The organism is Ruegeria sp. AP12, assembly GCF_056540025.1.
Genome location: NZ_JBQFVZ010000008.1, coordinates 88,743 through 105,297 on the forward strand (window position 1 = coordinate 88,743; position 16,555 = coordinate 105,297).

20 protein-coding genes are annotated in these 16,555 nt (G+C 60.3%); 16 read left to right on the forward strand and 4 right to left on the reverse strand.

The window, feature by feature from the left end:
* Positions 1 to 48 precede the first annotated feature (48 nt).
* Positions 49 to 612, forward strand: a complete 564-nt coding sequence (hpf, locus tag ACR0E6_RS18435) for a ribosome hibernation-promoting factor, HPF/YfiA family (RefSeq protein WP_480585980.1) — start codon at positions 49 to 51, stop codon at positions 610 to 612.
* Between the two features lie 58 nt (positions 613 to 670).
* Positions 671 to 1,135 (forward strand): PTS sugar transporter subunit IIA, encoded by a 465-nt coding sequence (locus tag ACR0E6_RS18440; RefSeq protein WP_170455792.1) that lies wholly within the window; start codon positions 671 to 673, stop codon positions 1,133 to 1,135.
* Positions 1,136 to 1,199: 64 nt separating this feature from the next.
* Here ACR0E6_RS18440 and dalA read toward each other — a convergent pair whose 3' ends face one another.
* Positions 1,200 to 1,715 carry a divisome-associated lipoprotein DalA gene (gene dalA / locus ACR0E6_RS18445; protein WP_170455790.1) on the reverse strand — a complete coding sequence of 172 codons (516 nt, stop codon included), beginning with the start codon at positions 1,713 to 1,715 and terminating at the stop codon, positions 1,200 to 1,202.
* Positions 1,716 to 1,884: 169 nt separating this feature from the next.
* Here dalA and ACR0E6_RS18450 point away from each other — a divergent pair, with 169 nt between their 5' ends.
* Positions 1,885 to 2,484: a L,D-transpeptidase gene (locus ACR0E6_RS18450; protein ID WP_170455788.1), complete on the forward strand. Its 600-nt coding sequence runs from the start codon at positions 1,885 to 1,887 to the stop codon at positions 2,482 to 2,484.
* Between the two features lie 138 nt (positions 2,485 to 2,622).
* On the forward strand, positions 2,623 to 2,805 hold the full coding sequence (locus ACR0E6_RS18455) for a hypothetical protein (protein ID WP_170455786.1): 183 nt from the start codon (positions 2,623 to 2,625) through the stop codon (positions 2,803 to 2,805).
* A 74-nt stretch (positions 2,806 to 2,879) separates the two neighbouring features.
* On the opposite strand, the gene hemH is transcribed toward ACR0E6_RS18455, so the two are convergent.
* Entirely contained in the window at positions 2,880 to 3,929 is a 1,050-nt protein-coding gene (hemH, locus tag ACR0E6_RS18460; RefSeq protein ID WP_480585984.1) for a ferrochelatase, read from the reverse strand.
* A gap of 56 nt (positions 3,930 to 3,985) precedes the next feature.
* Positions 3,986 to 4,816 (reverse strand): class I SAM-dependent methyltransferase, encoded by an 831-nt coding sequence (locus ACR0E6_RS18465; protein WP_480585987.1) that lies wholly within the window; start codon positions 4,814 to 4,816, stop codon positions 3,986 to 3,988.
* Positions 4,817 to 4,856: 40 nt separating this feature from the next.
* Between ACR0E6_RS18465 and ACR0E6_RS18470 the strand changes: the two genes are divergently transcribed.
* From ACR0E6_RS18470 to ACR0E6_RS18485, 4 genes are read left to right on the forward strand one after another with little or no spacing between them, the layout of a single operon-like run.
* Positions 4,857 to 5,555 (forward strand): double zinc ribbon domain-containing protein, encoded by a 699-nt coding sequence (locus ACR0E6_RS18470; RefSeq protein WP_480585989.1) that lies wholly within the window; start codon positions 4,857 to 4,859, stop codon positions 5,553 to 5,555.
* Between the two features lie 38 nt (positions 5,556 to 5,593).
* Positions 5,594 to 5,851: a glutaredoxin 3 gene (gene grxC, locus ACR0E6_RS18475; protein WP_170524318.1), complete on the forward strand. Its 258-nt coding sequence runs from the start codon at positions 5,594 to 5,596 to the stop codon at positions 5,849 to 5,851.
* Positions 5,851 to 6,681 carry a carbon-nitrogen hydrolase family protein gene (locus ACR0E6_RS18480; protein WP_480585992.1) on the forward strand — a complete coding sequence of 277 codons (831 nt, stop codon included), beginning with the start codon at positions 5,851 to 5,853 and terminating at the stop codon, positions 6,679 to 6,681. The genes grxC and ACR0E6_RS18480 overlap by 1 nt, the downstream gene beginning before the upstream one ends.
* A 13-nt stretch (positions 6,682 to 6,694) precedes the next feature.
* Positions 6,695 to 7,135 (forward strand): MarR family winged helix-turn-helix transcriptional regulator, encoded by a 441-nt coding sequence (locus ACR0E6_RS18485; RefSeq protein WP_037313149.1) that lies wholly within the window; start codon positions 6,695 to 6,697, stop codon positions 7,133 to 7,135.
* 112 nt (positions 7,136 to 7,247) lie between these two features.
* Here ACR0E6_RS18485 and ubiG read toward each other — a convergent pair whose 3' ends face one another.
* Entirely contained in the window at positions 7,248 to 7,994 is a 747-nt protein-coding gene (gene ubiG, locus ACR0E6_RS18490; RefSeq protein ID WP_480585995.1) for a bifunctional 2-polyprenyl-6-hydroxyphenol methylase/3-demethylubiquinol 3-O-methyltransferase UbiG, read from the reverse strand.
* A gap of 48 nt (positions 7,995 to 8,042) precedes the next feature.
* Between ubiG and pip the strand changes: the two genes are divergently transcribed.
* The 8 genes from pip to infB all read left to right on the forward strand — a co-directional run bounded on the left by pip (position 8,043) and on the right by infB (position 16,526).
* Positions 8,043 to 9,020, forward strand: coding sequence for a prolyl aminopeptidase (gene pip, locus ACR0E6_RS18495; protein ID WP_170624750.1), 978 nt, complete (start codon positions 8,043 to 8,045; stop codon positions 9,018 to 9,020).
* Entirely contained in the window at positions 9,017 to 9,838 is an 822-nt protein-coding gene (locus ACR0E6_RS18500; protein ID WP_480585998.1) for an ABC transporter substrate-binding protein, read from the forward strand. Before pip ends, ACR0E6_RS18500 begins: the two co-directional genes overlap by 4 nt.
* A 94-nt stretch (positions 9,839 to 9,932) precedes the next feature.
* The gene (locus tag ACR0E6_RS18505; protein WP_170455766.1) at positions 9,933 to 10,847 is read left to right on the forward strand and encodes a hypothetical protein; all 915 of its coding nucleotides are present in this window, start codon (positions 9,933 to 9,935) and stop codon (positions 10,845 to 10,847) included.
* Positions 10,848 to 10,856: 9 nt separating this feature from the next.
* Positions 10,857 to 11,027: a hypothetical protein gene (locus ACR0E6_RS18510; protein WP_170455764.1), complete on the forward strand. Its 171-nt coding sequence runs from the start codon at positions 10,857 to 10,859 to the stop codon at positions 11,025 to 11,027.
* Between the two features lie 165 nt (positions 11,028 to 11,192).
* A complete protein-coding gene (rimP, locus tag ACR0E6_RS18515; protein WP_170455762.1) occupies positions 11,193 to 11,783 on the forward strand; it encodes a ribosome maturation factor RimP in 591 nt (196 codons plus the stop codon).
* Complete coding sequence (gene nusA / locus ACR0E6_RS18520) at positions 11,783 to 13,396, forward strand: transcription termination factor NusA (protein ID WP_170455760.1); 1,614 nt, start codon at positions 11,783 to 11,785, stop codon at positions 13,394 to 13,396. The genes rimP and nusA overlap by 1 nt, the downstream gene beginning before the upstream one ends.
* A 23-nt stretch (positions 13,397 to 13,419) precedes the next feature.
* Positions 13,420 to 14,043: an RNA-binding protein gene (locus ACR0E6_RS18525; protein WP_480586003.1), complete on the forward strand. Its 624-nt coding sequence runs from the start codon at positions 13,420 to 13,422 to the stop codon at positions 14,041 to 14,043.
* A gap of 8 nt (positions 14,044 to 14,051) precedes the next feature.
* Positions 14,052 to 16,526: a translation initiation factor IF-2 gene (gene infB, locus ACR0E6_RS18530; RefSeq protein ID WP_170455755.1), complete on the forward strand. Its 2,475-nt coding sequence runs from the start codon at positions 14,052 to 14,054 to the stop codon at positions 16,524 to 16,526.
* The last annotated feature ends 29 nt before the right edge of the window (positions 16,527 to 16,555 follow it).

Genomic DNA, 16,555 nt, shown 5'->3' on the forward strand with positions numbered 1-16,555 from the left:
GTTGCGCGACGCAACGTCAGAATGGGTGTGAATTGTGAAGGAGATCACATGCGTTACCAAATCAGCGGAAAACAGATCGACATCGGCGCGGCCCTGCAGACCCATGTGCAGACCGAGCTGGGCGAGGTCGTTGGCAAATATGCCCAGCGCCCGACAGACGCCAACGTCGTCTTTTCCCGTTCAGCGCATGAATATGTATGCGAAACCACTGTGCATCTTTCGACGGGCCTGACCGCCCAGGCCAAGGCCCACGCCACTGAAATCTACGCAGCGTTCGAGGCATGCTGCGACAAGATGGAAACCCAACTGCGCCGCTACAAGCGCCGCCTGAAGGACCATCACAAGGATCGTGCCGAACCTGTTGAACTCTTCGGGGCGTCCTCTTATATCCTCGCCTCTGACGAATCGGGGACGGCAGATGAACCCGAATCGCTGCAGCCCATGATTGTGGCTGAGATGGAAACAAAGATCCCATCGCTCAGCGTCGGTGAAGCCGTCATGCAAATGGAACTTGCTGGTGCTCCGGTGCTGGTGTTCAGGAACGAAAACAAGGATGGATTGAATGTCGTTTATCGTCGGGATGACGGTAATATCGGCTGGATCGATCCTTAACAGGCAAGATTAGAAAGGCGGGCCTTGGCGCAGGTCAGGGCCGCCGTGGAGCATGATCATGGAGCTTTCGAGCATTCTGAAGCCCGAAGCAGTACGTGTACTTTCCGCTGCCTCAAGCAAGAAGCGGCTGTTTCAGGAAATCGGCGACGTCGCGGCCGCGACGCTGGACCTTGAGGCCCAGTCGATTGTCGATTGTCTTCTGGAACGCGAAAGCCTTGGCCCAACTGGCGTGGGCCATGGTGTTGCCCTGCCACATGCGCGCCTGCCCGACATTGCCGAGGTTTCGGGGGTGTTTGTCATGCTGGAAAAGCCGATTGATTTCGGCTCGGTGGACCGTCAGCCGGTCGACATCGCCTTTTCCCTGTTTGCCCCGGAAGAAGCCGGTGTCGAACACCTGAAAGCGCTGGCGCTTGTGTCCCGGACGCTGCGCGACAGCTCGGTCTGTGCCAAGCTGCGGGCCAATCCGGATCCGGTCAAGCTCTATGCCATTTTGACCGAAGCGCAGTCGATGCAAGCTGCGTAAATCGTTGTAATCACAAAAAAGCCCCCGACAATCGGGGGCTTTTTTGTTTGAAGATCCCGGAAAATTAGCCGCCGGTTCCCATTTCCAGCGTCCACCAGATCTTGCCGCCGCTTTCCTGATGCCAGTTAAAGCCCATCTGCGTCGCTTTGGGGTCCATGATGACCGATCTTGGGCCGGATTCCTGCATCCAGGCCGCAAGGGTTTCGGTTTCGGTCTCGTAGGTCTCGGAAATCGCTTCGCCCAGGAATGTGCCGAAATACCCGACCCGTGCGGCCCGATCGATGGGCGAGGATCCGTCAGAGCCGAAATGCCACGGGCGGTTCTGCCGGGCCATATCCTTGGAATGGGTGGCGGCGGCAGCGTTCAGTTGTGCGTTCAGTTGCACGGGCTGCAAGCCTTGTGCCTGCCGCAGGGCATTGACTGAATCCAGCATCCGGAATTGTAGCTTTTCCGGGTTGCCACGGATTTTGTAGACCGTGGGCAAGGGGCGGCCATCCGCACCAAAGCTGGTGGGCTGGGTGCTTGTACATGCCGCCAGCGCGACAAGGCACATCAAAAGTAAAGAAACGATACGCGTCATGATCGACCTGATTATTGTGTCGATAACGGGCATAACCTGCCAGACGGTGCGGGGCAAACGCACAATAGTCTCACCCCGCGTGATTTTGCCGGTTTGATTTGCGACTGAAGCATTCTGGCAATAGAATACACCGGATTTCAGAACCCGCCCACGCAAAGGACCGTTTGTCATGGTCAAAAAACGTATTCCCTCGTCGACCCGCCGAGGATTTCTTGTCGGTGCGACCGCCACGCTGGCCAGCCCGGCGCTTGCGCAATACATTCCGGGCGACCCGCTGCGCCCCGCGCCCGAACCCGAAGCGCCTGTTCGCCGAAATGTTTCAGGCTTTCGGGCGCAGGACTGGCAGCCTTATTTCTCGAACACGCGGAATGGCGCCATTCTTGTCGATACGGTTTCACGAGCGCTGCATTATTGGTCAGATGATCAATCTGTATACAAACTCTACCCGTCATCGGTGCCTCTGACCGAAGAAATGACGCGCCGCGGACGGACCAGCGTCATTCGCAAGGTCGAAGGCCCAAGCTGGGCGCCGACCCCATCGATGAAAAAGCGCAACCCCGAATGGCCGGATTACATTCCGCCCGGACCGGATAACCCATTGGGAACACACGCTTTGTACCTTGGGTGGAAGTATTACCGCATCCACGGCACCCATGACACGCGCAAAATCGGGCGCAAATCGTCCAATGGCTGCATCGGATTGTTCAACGAAGACATCGCCGAGCTGTTTTCAATGGCGAAGGTCGGCACGCAAGTGTTGCTAATTTGACGACATTTTCGCGCACGAAGCCGCTTAACGCTCAAGTTGCAATTGCATTCCAACCGCATTGCTGATTAGAAAAAACCACGAGGTAAGTCTTAGGTGTGCGGTTCCTGGACAGGAATCGCGCAAATTCTGGAGGTTAATATGAAAAAACTCGTTCTCGCCGCTGCACTGACCGCTGCTGCTTCGACCGCATATGCTGGCAACCTGGAAGAGCCGGTTGTTGAAGCACCTGTTGTTGTTGAAGAAACTCAGGGTTCTTCGCAGGGCATCCTGCTGCCGCTGATCCTGCTGGTCGTTGTTGCCGCAGCTGTCGCAGCCGGCTAAGCCGACGAGCGTTATCCAGAGAAAAGGCGGTGGATGTTCCACCGCCTTTTTTCATGTCTGGCTGTCAGGGTCGGTTAGTCTAGCCACCCGCTCAGATTATCCTCGATGATCTTGCCCAGCGCGGCGATATGCGAATCATCGTCGTTGAGGCAGGGGATATAGGTGAACTGTTCTCCGCCCGCGTCCTCGAAACTCTCTTTGATCTCTTCGTTGATCTCTTCCAGCGTCTCGATGCAATCGGCCGAGAAGGCGGGCGCGATGACAGCGATGTTCTTTTTGCCCTGCCGCGCCAGATCGGCGACGTGATCCACGGTGTAGGGCTTCAGCCATTCTTCGGGGCCAAAGCGCGACTGGAAGGTCGACACGATCTGGTCGTCTGACCAGCCAAGCCGCTCTTTCAGCAGTCGGGACGTTTTCACACATTGGCAGTGATAGGGATCGCCCTGCTGCAAATACCGCTCGGGCATACCGTGGTACGAGCAGACCAGAATATCGGGTTTGGTGTCCATCGCCGCATAGGCGCGTTCGATGGACTGGGCCAGGGCCTCGATATAGGTCGGTTCGTCGTAATAGGCGGGCACCGTGCGGCTGGCCGGTTGCCATGGCTCCTCCATCAGGGCGCGGAAGAACTGGTCATTCGCCGTGGCGGTCGTTGCCCCGGCATAGTGCGGATAAAGCGGGAAAAACAGGATACGGTCGCAACCTTCGGCAACCATCTGCCGGACTTTGGATTTGGTCGAAGGGTTGCCATAGCGCATACAGAAATCGACCAGAACCTGATCGCCAAAGCGAGCCTGCATGCTGTCGCGCAGCTTGGCGGTTTGGTCCTTGGTGATCGTCATCAGCGGGCTTTCGCCTTTGTCGTGATTCCAGATCGACTTATAGGCCTCGCCCGAACTGAAAGGACGTTTGGTCAGGATGATGGCCTGAAGAATCGGCTGCCATTTCCACGCCGGATAGTCGATCACGCGGCGGTCCGACAGAAACTCGTTCAGATAGCGCCGCATCGGCCAGTAGGTGTAGTGATCCGGTGTGCCCAGATTGGCCAACAGGATGCCCACGCGCCCCATCTTTACCTTTGGGTGATCGGCAGGTGCGTGCGCGGGTCGGGTTGCGTCAAACATTTGGGTCTTCCTGAGTTTACCGGTTCTGGCCTGAGATAAAGGGAAATGCCGGGTCGTCAATCGGGCAGTTTGCCCTCGTCAGTGCCCAAGGCGTCTGCAAGGCGCATCTTGGCTGACCCCGGGCGCAGGGGTTGGGGTTGGCTGGCATCCGGCGACCAGCCGGTCAGGCAGATCAGATCGAAAGTTGCGGGCAGGCGACCCTCGGGTGTGGCAAAGTGATCGGCATAGATCTGTTGCGCGCGGACAAAGACCTGCCGACGCGTGGGGGATTTCAGCCGGTCGGTCAGAACATTGGTCTCGCCCATGGCGCGCAGGTCCTGCATCAAATGGCTCAGATCGCGATATTCCGCTGTCAGCGGAACCGCATCCGCAACTGGCAAAGCAAGCCCGGCCCGTTGCAGCAAAGCGCCTAGATCCCGCAGCTCTGCCATCGGGGCGATGCGGGGGCTGAGGCCGCCGGTCACCTCGACCTCGGCTCGCCCAAGGGCCGCACGCAGCTGGTGCAGCGTTTCGCCGCCCAGACAGACGGCCAATAGCAGTCCATCGGGGCGCAGGGCGCGGTGGCATTGGATCAACTGCCCCACCGGATCATTGGCCCAGTGCAGCGCCATGGCGTGGACAACCAGATCATGCGCGCCGGGGGTCAGGGTCAGCGTTTCCTCGTCTGCTACGATGCGCGCGCCGGGCAGGACGTCCTGCCAAATCTGCGGGAAGGGGCTGACAATCGCAGGGGCCGTAAAGCTTCTGTTAACCATGCTCAGCCGATGCTGCACTTCGTCCACGGCAGCGCGGTGCAGGAACAGGGCGTCATCCTGAACCCGCGCACGGCGGCGCATCAGGGTCTGGCGGTCAAACAGCGAGGGCGCATTGGAAGCTGGCAATTTCATACCCCGCACGTATCGCATTTGGCCGCGAGTTCAAACTGCGTTGCATTTGGTCTACCCACCCCGATGCCTCGGCTGCGGGGCTCTGACCGAGTCCGATTTTGGCCTGTGCGGCGCGTGCTGGCGCGAGACCCCGTTCATCGGCGGGACGGTTTGCGACAGTTGCGGCATGCCGGTGCCCGGCGATGGCGATGGGCATCGGATCGAGTGCGATGATTGCCTGAAAACCCCGCGCCCCTGGCAAGATGGGCGGGCGGCCCTGCTTTACAAGGGGCGGGCGCGGGCCCTGGTGCTGGCGCTGAAACATGGGGATCGGTCCGAACTGGCCCGGCCTGCCGCGCGGTGGATGGCGCAGGCGGGACGGGACCTGCTCAGACCGGACATGTTGATCGCTCCGGTGCCGCTGCATTGGTCGCGGTTGATTAAGCGGCGGTACAACCAGTCCGCCTTGCTGGCGCAGCATCTGGCGCGGGAAACGGGGCTGAACGTTTGCCCGGACCTGCTGCTGCGAACTGCGCGCACGCCGGTGTTGGACGGTAAAACCGCCGCCCAAAGGGCCGAGACGCTGGACGACGTGATCGCCCCGCACCCAAAGCGGCAGATGAAAGGCCGCGACATCCTGCTGGTCGATGATGTGATGACATCGGGGGCGACCTTGGCCGCCTGTACGCGGGCCTGTCGCGACGCGGGGGCAAATCATATTTTCGTGTTGGTTCTGGCACGCGTTGCCAAGGATGCCTAATTCGCTCAAGATCGTGCGAAACCCGAAGGGACGGAATTATGAAACCAGTTGAGATTTACACCTCTCCGCTATGCGGCTTCTGCCACGCGGCCAAACGCCTGCTGAAACAGAAAGGTGTCGAGTTCAAGGAAATCGACGTGCTGCTGCACCCCAAGCGCAAGCCCGAAATGATCAAGCGCGCGGGCGGCAAGCGCACCGTGCCGCAGATCTTCATTGGCACCGACCATGTGGGCGGCTGTGACGACCTGTACGAGCTGGACCGTCAGGGCAAGCTGGACCGTTTGCTGGCGGCGTGATGAAAACCGCGCTGCTGCAAATCACCTCGTCGGACGACCCGGCTGCGAACCTGGAGATGGTTCGCGCCATGATGGCCGAGGCCGCAGCGCAGGGCGCGCAGTTCATCCTGACCCCTGAGGTCACGAATTGCGTGTCCAACAGCACCACCTGGCAGCATGAGGTGTTGCAGCATGAGGAAGACGACATCACGCTGGCCGGTCTGCGGGCGCAGGCCGCCGCGCGGGGTGTCTGGCTGCTGATCGGGTCGCTGGGGATCAAGACCCACGATCCGGATGGTCGCTTTGCCAACCGCAGTTTCATGATCGACCCTCAGGGGCAGATCGTGGCGCGATATGACAAGATCCACATGTTCGACGTGCAGGTCACGGAAACCGAGACCTTTCGCGAATCGAAAAACTATCGCCCCGGAAAACAGGCGGTCATTGCCGAGACCGATTTCGGCAAGGTTGGCCTGACCATCTGCTATGACATCCGCTTTCCTTACCTGCACGCCGCGTTGGCGCAGGCCGGGGCGCATATCCTGACCGTCCCGGCGGCGTTTTCACCCGTCACCGGCGCAGCGCATTGGGAATCGCTGCTGCGCGCGCGGGCGATCGAAACCGGATGTTGGGTCCTTGCCCCCGCCCAGACCGGCGCGCATCCAAAAACCCGAGGCAAAACGCGCCACACCCATGGCCACAGCATGGTTGTCGCCCCGTGGGGAGAGGTGCTGATCGACGCAGGCACCGATCCGGGCATTCACTTTTTCGATTTGGATGATAGTTCTGTGACAGAGGCGCGCCGCCGCGTGCCCTCATTGACTCACGTGCGGCCCTTCGAGGGGCCCTGAACCAGATCGGACCATGACGGACGAACACAATGCCCTTGCGGTCACGCTGTTCAGTGAAATTCTGACGGCAGACCAACTGTTGCGCAACCGGCTGAGTCGGGTGCTGCCCAAGGGCATGGAAATCTCGCATTTCTCGGTGCTGAACCATCTGGTGTTTGTGGGCGACGAGCGCAGCCCGGCGCAGCTGGCCAACACGTTCCACGTCACCCGAGGGGCGATGACCAACACTTTGGCCAAGCTGGAATGGGCCGGATACATCCACATCCGCCCCGACTGGGACGACGCCCGCCGCAAAATGGTCGCCATCAGCCCCGCCGGACGTCGCGCGCGCGATCAGGCGATTTCGTCGATTGCCCCGCTGATCAACCGCGTGGTCGGAGAACTGGGGCTGGAGCGGGTGCGCAGTACGCTGCCGGTGCTTCGGGATTTGCGGTTGCAGTTGGAGGGGGAGTAGGCCTCTCTGGTTTCAGGTCAGCCTTCGCATATGTCACACTGAATAAGCGTAGGATGGGTGCTTGCACCCATCGCGTGTCTTGTCGTCTGGATGATGGGTGTGAACACCCATCCTACTCCGGTTTCACACTCGCCGTCACATAATTCACGCTCAGATCCCGGTCCGAGATCGACCAATTCCACAGGAGCGGGTTGAACACGAAGCCCTTGCGGTCCACCGGGCCCATTCCGGCTTGGTGCAGCAGGTCGAACAGTTCGTCAGGCGTGATGAACTTGTTCCACTCATGCGTGCCGCGCGGCAGCCAGCGTATGACGACTTCGGCACCGAAAATGGCCATGGCATAGGATTTCGGGTTGCGGTTGATGGTCGAGCAGATCAGTAAGCCACCCGGTTTCAAAAGTTGTTGCGATGCGGTCAGGAAACCCAACGGATCGGCCACGTGTTCGACCACCTCCATATTCAGCACCACGTCGAATTGCTCGCCTGCCGCCGCCATATCCTCGGCGGTGGTGTGGCGATAGTCGATGTCCAGCCCCGATTGCTCGGCATGGATGCGGGCGACGGGCAGGTTGCCCTCGGCGGCATCAGCCCCCACGACCTCGGCCCCCAGACGGGCCATCGGCTCGCTCAGCAGCCCGCCGCCGCAACCGATATCCAGCAGGCGCAGGCCCTGAAACGGGTGAGGAGACTTCAAATCTCTGTCAAATTCCCCGGCGATTTGTTGGGTGATATAATCCAGCCGGCAGGGGTTCAGCATATGCAACGGCTTGAATTTTCCGTTCGGATCCCACCATTCCGCCGCCATCGCCTCGAATTTTGCGATCTCGGATGGGTCTACCGTGTTCGGATGCGCTTGCATTCCTGTCTCCGTGTGCTCTTTTACGCTTAAGGACTATATAGGGCCGTAATGGATAAGTACCCGGACCAAAAGCGCGCAGTGCAATATCTTTACCCGCCGATCGACCCGTTCGATCAGCGGTTGGTCAGCGTGGGCGACGGGCATCAGATTTATATGGAGCAAAGCGGCAATCCAAACGGGCTGCCGGTGGTAGTGCTGCATGGCGGGCCAGGCGGTGGCTGTAGCCCGGCGATGCGGCGCTATTTCGATCCGCGTGTGTACCGGGTGATTCTGTTCGATCAGCGGGGATGCGGGAAGTCGCGGCCCCATGCCTCGGTCGAGAACAATACGACCTGGCATCTGGTGGCGGATATTGAACGGCTGCGGTCATTGCTGGATATCGATGAATGGACGGTGTTTGGCGGCAGCTGGGGGGCCACGTTGGCCTTGGTCTATGCGCAGACGCATCCGGATCGGGTGAGCCGTCTTGTTCTGCGCGGGGTGTTTCTGGCCACGCAGGCCGAGCTGGATTGGTTCTATGGCGGCGGCGCGGGCAAGTTCTGGCCCGAGCCATGGGCCAAGTTCACCTCATTGCTGGCCGAAGATGAGCTGTCGGACGCGATCCGGGCCTATAACAAGCGCCTGTTCTCGGGCGACCGCGCGACCGAGATTCTGTATGCGCGGGCGTGGTCGGCGTGGGAGAACGCGCTGGCATCCATTCATTCCAACGGATCAACCGGGGAAAGCCCCGGTGAATATGCGCGCGCGTTTGCGCGGCTTGAGAATCACTATTTCATCAACCACGCCTTTCTGGAGAAGGACGGGCAGATTCTGGATCAGATGGACAGGATCGCCCACATTCCGGGCCATATCGTGCAGGGCCGCTATGACATGATCTGTCCGCCTGAATCGGCCTGGAAGCTGTCGCAACGCTGGCCCAATGCCGAGCTGAAGATGGTGCGCCATGCGGGCCATGCCTTGTCCGAGCCCGGAATCAGCGCCGAGCTGGTGCGCATTATGGATCGCGTGGCGGAGGGTGTGGCATGACCCGGATGGACCGCCGCGCTCTGTTCGCCTCGGGTGCCGCTGCCGCGTTGTTGGCGGCGACGGGGGCGTCGCTGGCGGATACGCCGAAGGCGGGCGGGACATTGCGACTGGCGGTGCCGAGGGATGACAGTCTGGAACAGGTTGCACGCGGTGCCGTGTTCGATACCCTGACCGAGATCGCGCCGGACGGGACCTTGCGCGCCGAACTGGCAACCGGTTGGCAGACGGACGCAAAGGCGCAGGTCTGGACCTTTGATCTGCGTGAGGGCGTAACTTTTCATGACGGAACCGCACTGGATGTTGCGGATATTCTGCCGGTGCTGGCCGAGTTCGGGCAAACCGAGGCTTTGACGCCAACCGTTGTGCGTCTGGAACTTGCCGCCCCTAATGCCGGATTGCCATTCTTGCTGGCCGACAACCGGTTCGTGATCACCCGCAACGGCGCAGGAGTGACACCCCTGAAACAGGCCAACGGCACAGGTTGCTACCGGGTTGACCGGGCCGAGGATGACAGGAACTTCCTTGGGCGTAAGGTTTCAGATCACTACAAGACGGGCACGGCCGGTTGGGCTGACAAGGTCGAGGTCATCGTGATCCCGGATCCTGCCGTGCGCGCCGAAGCCTTGCGCGATGGCTATGTCGATATCGCTGCCATCCCCGCGCGCGATCACCTGCGCGAAAAGCGGGGCCCGCGGTTCTTTCCCAGTGAAACCGACATGTCGCTGGCCGTTGCGGCCCATGTCGGAATGCCGCGCCAGATCGGGCAACGGACGGGAATGGATGACGGGCGAATCGCCGAAAGGTGGTGGATGGCCTAGCCCGGCTACACCTCTTGCATTTTGAATTTGTGCTTAACTGTGCTATAACCTGCACATATTTTATTTTGTTATTTGTTAAGTTGGGAGTTTTCCCATGACCAAAGAGAGTCAGAAAACGATTACCATAATAGCGTTGGCATTGATCCTGGCGGGGGTCGTTGCCTATGCGATTGTGAACGGAAACAACGTCAATGTCCTGATCAGCAAAGACGGGAAGATGGAGTTCACAGCAAATCGCGGTCAGTCACTGATCGAGCTTTTGCATGAAGGTCTGGATCAGGTTGAACCTGCCGAGGGTGATACCGACGAGGAACTGAACCGAAAAGCATCAGAAAAGATGAAGCTGGCGGGCGCGCTCAGAACGCGGGGGTACTATAATATCCATGACCGGTCCCTTGGTGACGCAATCCGCGACCTGAACAAGGAAGACCCTTTATCAGAAGAGCTTCGCAGCGTGCTGTACAACCTCGAAGGTCCGTTTGCCTTGCCGGGAACGCTGCGCGGGGCTGACTCCCGGATGTGGCTGGCGATCTCGGATTTGTATGACGGGCTGACGGCTGAACCCAGCAATGACAGCCAGTTGTTTGCGACGCTCTATACCAACTTTATCCAGCAAGAGACGATTTTCAGCCCGTTCAAACATGTGGTGGCGGCCACGGCCGAGATGCGCGGCGAGGACGAGACCGGCGTGCCCCAGGTCTATTCCTGCCCGGACAGTTTCCTGACGCCGGGCACAATTGTTCTGGTCCGACCGCTGGGCAATACATCCAACATCATGGAACAATTCACCGTCAGAAAAGACCCGCTCCGTCATCCTTGCACGGCAACGTCGCCGTTCGAGGTTCTGTCCGGCTCGAAATTGAAGCTTGGCTTCAACAAGGCGGCCTTTGATCAGCTGTTTCCGCCGCCCCTGGCGCAGCCCGAACAGTTTCTGGGCGGGGGCAATCTGTCGGTGGTGATCTATCCCCGCAATACACAGCCGACACGGTTTGTCGGGGTAACGCAGTAGGAGATGGGAATGAACAGTTTCTTGCGTGTACTTGCGGTTTTCGCCGCCCTTCAGGCGATGGCCGTGACCAATGCGGTCGGCCAGACAACTCAGTGCATCTTTGATGGCGTTGTGCATGAAGAAGGGGATCGCGTTGGACCCTATACCTGTACCAACGGCAACTGGATTCTTTCAGACTAAGCATGGGCGGTGGATAAGAGGGTGCACCGGGGTTGCATTCTCTTATCTTGGCAGCTATATCGCACTCAACAGCGGCGTGTCGGGCTAGGGTCCGGGGCTCCACCGGAAAAGATCGACGGGCCGCGCGCCCGTTTTTTTGTGCCCGATTGAAGGGTAGAGAACCTGATGACAAACGACCTGATAGCCAAAGCTGCCATCGACCGGCGACTGGCCGAGATCATCACCCCCGTGATCGAGGATCTGGGGTACGAACTCGTCCGTATCCGCCTGATGAGCGGCAAGACCACCACGATGCAGATCATGGCCGACAAGCCTGAGGGCGGTATCGAAGTGGACGACTGCGCCGAGATTTCGAACGCTGTCAGCGCCACGCTGGATGTCGAGGACCCGATTCTGGACGCCTATACGCTTGAGGTGTCCAGCCCCGGCATCGACCGCCCACTGACCCGTCTCAAGGATTTCGAGACGTTCGAGGGGTACGAGGCCAAGATCGAAACCGCCGAACTGATCGACGGCCGCCGCCGGTTCAAGGGCGAATTGGCCGGGATCGAAGGGGATGAAGTTCTGATCAACATCCCCGAGGGCGATGAGACCATCACCATCGGTCTGCAATTCGACTGGCTCAGCGATGCCAAGCTGGTCCTGACCGATGATCTGATCAAGGAAATGCTGCGCCAGCGCAAGGACGCCGGTGCCCTGAACGAAAACGCTTTCGACGAGATTGAGACCGAAGGGTCCGAAGAGGAGACGAACTGATGGCAATCACCTCAGCCAACCAGCTGGAGCTGCTGCAGACCGCCGAGGCCGTGGCCCGCGAAAAGATGATCGACCCCGGTCTGGTTGTCGAAGCGATGGAGGAATCGCTCGCTCGCGCCGCCAAGAGCCGTTACGGCGCCGAGATGGACATCCGCGTCAGCATCGACCGCAAGACCGGCAAGGCGACGTTTACCCGCGTCCGCACCGTGGTCGAGGATGAAGAGCTTGAGAACTATCAGGCCGAGATGACCGTCGAGCAGGCACGCCAGTACATGGAAGCGCCCGAAGTTGGCGACGTTTTCGTCGAAGAAGTTCCGCCGGTTGAAATGGGCCGTATCGCTGCCCAGTCCGCCAAGCAGGTGATTCTGCAAAAGGTCCGCGAAGCGGAACGCGACCGTCAGTACGAAGAATTCAAGGATCGCGCGGGTACCATCATCAACGGTGCCGTCAAGCGCGAAGAGTTTGGCAATGTCATCGTCGATCTGGGCGGTGCCGAGGCCGTTCTGCGCCGCAATGACAAGATCGGCCGCGAAAGCTATCGCCCGAATGACCGCGTGCGCGCCTATATCAAGGAAGTCCGCCGCGAGGTGCGTGGCCACCAGATCTTCCTGTCGCGCACCGCGCCGGAATTCATGGCCGAGCTGTTCAAGATGGAAGTGCCCGAAATCTATGACGGTATCATCGAGGTCAAGGCCGTGGCCCGCGACCCCGGTTCGCGCGCCAAGATCGCCGTGATTTCGTATGACGGTTCGATTGACCCTGTCGGTGCTTGCGTCGGTATGCGCGGCAGCCGCGTGCAGGCTGTTGTGAACGAGCTGCAGGGCGAAAAGATCGACATCATCCCGTGGAACGAAGATCAACCGACATTCCTGGTGAACGCGCTGCAGCCTGCCGAGGTCTCCAAGGTGGTTCTGGATGAAGAAGCCGGCAAGATCGAAGTTGTTGTCCCCGAGGAACAGTTGTCTCTTGCCATCGGTCGCCGCGGTCAGAACGTGCGTCTGGCCAGCCAGCTGACCAATCTGGACATCGACATCATGACCGAGGCCGAGGAATCGGCGCGTCGCCAGAAAGAGTTCGAAGCCCGCACCCAGCTGTTCATGGAAAGCCTGGATCTGGACGAATTCTTCGCGCAACTGCTGGTCTCGGAAGGGTTCACCAACCTTGAAGAGGTTGCCTATGTCGAGATCGACGAGCTGCTGGTGATCGACGGTGTCGATGAAGGCACCGCGCAGGAACTGCAGGCCCGCGCGCGTGACTTCCTTGAGGCGCAGGCCAAGGCCGCTCTGGACGCCGCGCGTGCGCTGGGTGCCGAGGACAGCCTTATTGAATTCGAAGGCCTGACACCCCAGATGGTAGAGGCGCTGGCCAAGGATGATGTGAAGACGCTGGAAGACTTTGCAACCTGCGCCGACTGGGAACTGGCCGGTGGCTGGACCACAGTCGATGGTGAGCGCATCAAGGATGATGGCGTGCTGGAGCCTTTCGGTGTGACACTGGAAGAGGCTCAGGATCTGGTCATGACAGCGCGCATCATGCTGGGCTGGGTTGATCCGGCTGAACTGGAACAGGCCGAAGAAGATGGCGACGTTGCAGAAGAGGAGGCCGAGGCCTGATCTCAGGGCCTCGGGTGGCTGACATGGGTCGCGGTGGCGTCCATAAGGATCGGTCCGAAGGGCCTGAGCGCAAGTGTATTGCCACGGGCGAGGTGCAGCCAAAATTCGGGCTGATCCGCTTTGTCACTGGCCCGGACGATCAGGTCTATCCGGATGTCGCGGCGAAACTGCCGGGGCGCGGGGTCTATGTGGCGGCGGATCGTGCCGCTTTGGACAAGGCCGTTGGCAAGAAACTGTTTTCCCGCGGGTTCAAGGCGCAGGTCACTGTGCCCGCCGACCTGACCGCCGAGGTGGAAAAGCAGGTTGCGCGCCGGGTGATCGAGCTGTTGAGTCTGGCCCGCAAATCCGGTGATGCGGTTGCGGGCTATGAAAAGGTCAAGACGTGGCTGGACCGGGAAGAGGCCCAGGTGCTGATTCAGGCCTCTGATGGATCGGGGCGCGGCAAGTCGAAACTCAGCACGCCGCACTTTGGAAAATACATCGGTTGGCTGACTGCGGATGAATTAGGGCAGGCATTTGGGCGCCAAACCGTGATTCATGCGGCCTTGGCCTCTGGCGGACTCGCCAAACGTGTTGTAGAGGAAGCGCAGCGCCTGCGTGGCTTGCGCGAAACGGATGACGGCGGCAGGGGCCGCACGGAAGGGTAAGAAGCTTTATGAGCGATAATGACGGCAAAAAGACATTGGGTCTTCGTGGCGGGGCACGCCCCGGAAATGTGAAACAGAGTTTCAGCCACGGACGCACCAAGAATGTCGTGGTGGAAACCAAACGCAAACGCGTGGTGGTCCCCAAGCCGGGTGCCAGCAAGCCGAGTGGCGGTGCAACGCCTTCGGGTGATCCGTCGCGTCGTCCGGCAGGGATCTCGGATGCCGAAATGGCGCGCCGGATGAAGGCATTGCAGGCCGCAAAGGCGCGTGAGGTCGAAGAGGCTGCCGCCCGCGAGGCTGCTGAAAAGGCGCGGGAAGAAGAACGCGCCCGCCGCCGTGCCGAGCAAGAGGCCAAGGAACGCGAACAGCGCGAGGCCGAAGAACGCGCCCGCGCCAAGGCCGAGGAAGAAGACCGCAAGCGCAAAGAGGCCGAAGAGGCCGCCAAACGCGCGGCGGCTGCCCCGGCACCGGAAGAACCCAAAGCGGCCAGGGCTCCGGCAAGCAAACCGGCCCCCGCAGCGACCCCGCGCAAGCAGGATCGCGAACGTGAACAGCGCGGTCGCGGCAAGGGCCGTGACGACAACCGCCGTTCAGGCAAGCTGACTCTGGGTCAGGCCACGGGCGGCGAAGGCAACCGCCAGCGTTCGATGGCGGCGATGAAGCGCAAGCAGGAGCGTGCGCGCCAGAAAGCTATGGGTGGCACGGTCGAGCGCGAAAAGGTGATCCGCGACGTGCAGCTGCCCGAGGCGATCATGGTCTCGGAACTGGCCAACCGTATGGCTGAACGTGTGGCTGACGTTGTCAAATCGCTGATGCAGATGGGCATGATGGTCACGCAGAACCAGACCATCGACGCCGACACCGCAGAACTGATCATCGAAGAGTTTGGTCACAAGGTCACCCGCGTCTCGGACTCGGACGTTGAAGACGTCATCAAAGAGGTCGAAGACAGCGACGAAGATCTGAAACCGCGTCCGCCGGTCATCACCATCATGGGTCACGTCGACCACGGCAAAACCTCGCTGCTGGACGCGATCCGCGATGCGCGGGTTGTGGCAGGCGAAGCCGGGGGCATCACCCAGCATATCGGCGCGTATCAGGTGAAAACCGATGGCGGCACCACGCTGACCTTCCTGGATACACCGGGCCACGCGGCCTTTACCTCGATGCGCTCGCGCGGTGCTCAGGTCACGGATATCGTGGTTCTGGTTGTGGCTGCGGACGACGCTGTGATGCCGCAAACCATCGAGGCGATCAACCACGCCAAAGCGGCCGAAGTGCCGATGATCGTGGCGATCAACAAGGTCGACAAGCCGGATGCAAACCCGGACAAGGTGCGCACCGATCTGCTGCAGCACGAAGTCATCGTCGAGAAAATGTCGGGTGAGGTTCAGGACGTCGAAGTCTCAGCCATCACCGGTCAGGGTCTTGATGAACTGCTGGAAGCCATCGCGCTGCAGGCCGAGATTCTGGAACTGAAAGCCAACCCCGACCGCGCCGCCCAGGGTGCCGTGATCGAGGCGCAGCTGGATGTGGGCCGTGGCCCCGTTGCCACCGTTCTGGTTCAGAACGGCACGCTGCGTCAGGGCGATATCTTCGTTGTGGGTGAGCAGTACGGTAAGGTCCGTGCGCTGATCAACGACAAAGGCGACCGCGTCAAAGAAGCTGGCCCCTCGGTTCCGGTCGAGGTTCTGGGTCTGAACGGTACACCCGAAGCGGGCGACGTTCTGAACGTGACCGAGACCGAAGCGCAGGCCCGTGAGATTGCCGCCTATCGTGAGCAAGCCGCCAAGGACAAACGCGCCGCTGCCGGTGCCGCGACCACCCTTGAGCAGCTGATGCAGAAGGCCAAGGAAGACGAAAACGTCACCGAGCTGCCGATTCTGATGAAAGCGGACGTGCAGGGTTCTGCCGAAGCTATCGTTCAGGCGATGGAGAAGATTGGCAACGACGAAGTGCGCGTGCGCGTTCTGCACTCGGGCGTTGGTGCGATCACCGAAACGGATGTCGGTCTTGCCGAAGCCTCGGGCGCTCCGATCTTTGGCTTCAACGTGCGTGCCAATGCTTCGGCCCGCAACACCGCAAACCAGAAGGGTGTCGAGATTCGCTATTACTCGGTAATCTATGACCTCGTGGACGACGTGAAAGCAGCCGCATCCGGCCTGCTGAGCGCCGAGATCCGCGAGAAGTTCATCGGTTACGCCGAGATCCGCGAAGTCTTCAAGGTCACAGGCGTTGGCAAGGTTGCTGGCTGTCTGGTCACCGAAGGTGTTGCGCGTCGTTCCGCAGGCGTTCGCCTGCTGCGCGACAACGTGGTGATCCACGAAGGCACGCTGAAGACCTTGAAACGCTTCAAGGACGAAGTGGCCGAGGTTCAGTCGGGTCAGGAATGCGGTATGGCATTCGAGAACTACGACGACATCCGCGCAGGCGACGTGATCGAAATCTTCGAACGCGAAGAGGTCACCCGCACGCTGGATTGATCCGGTCCTGCCTTAAAACCAAAAACAGC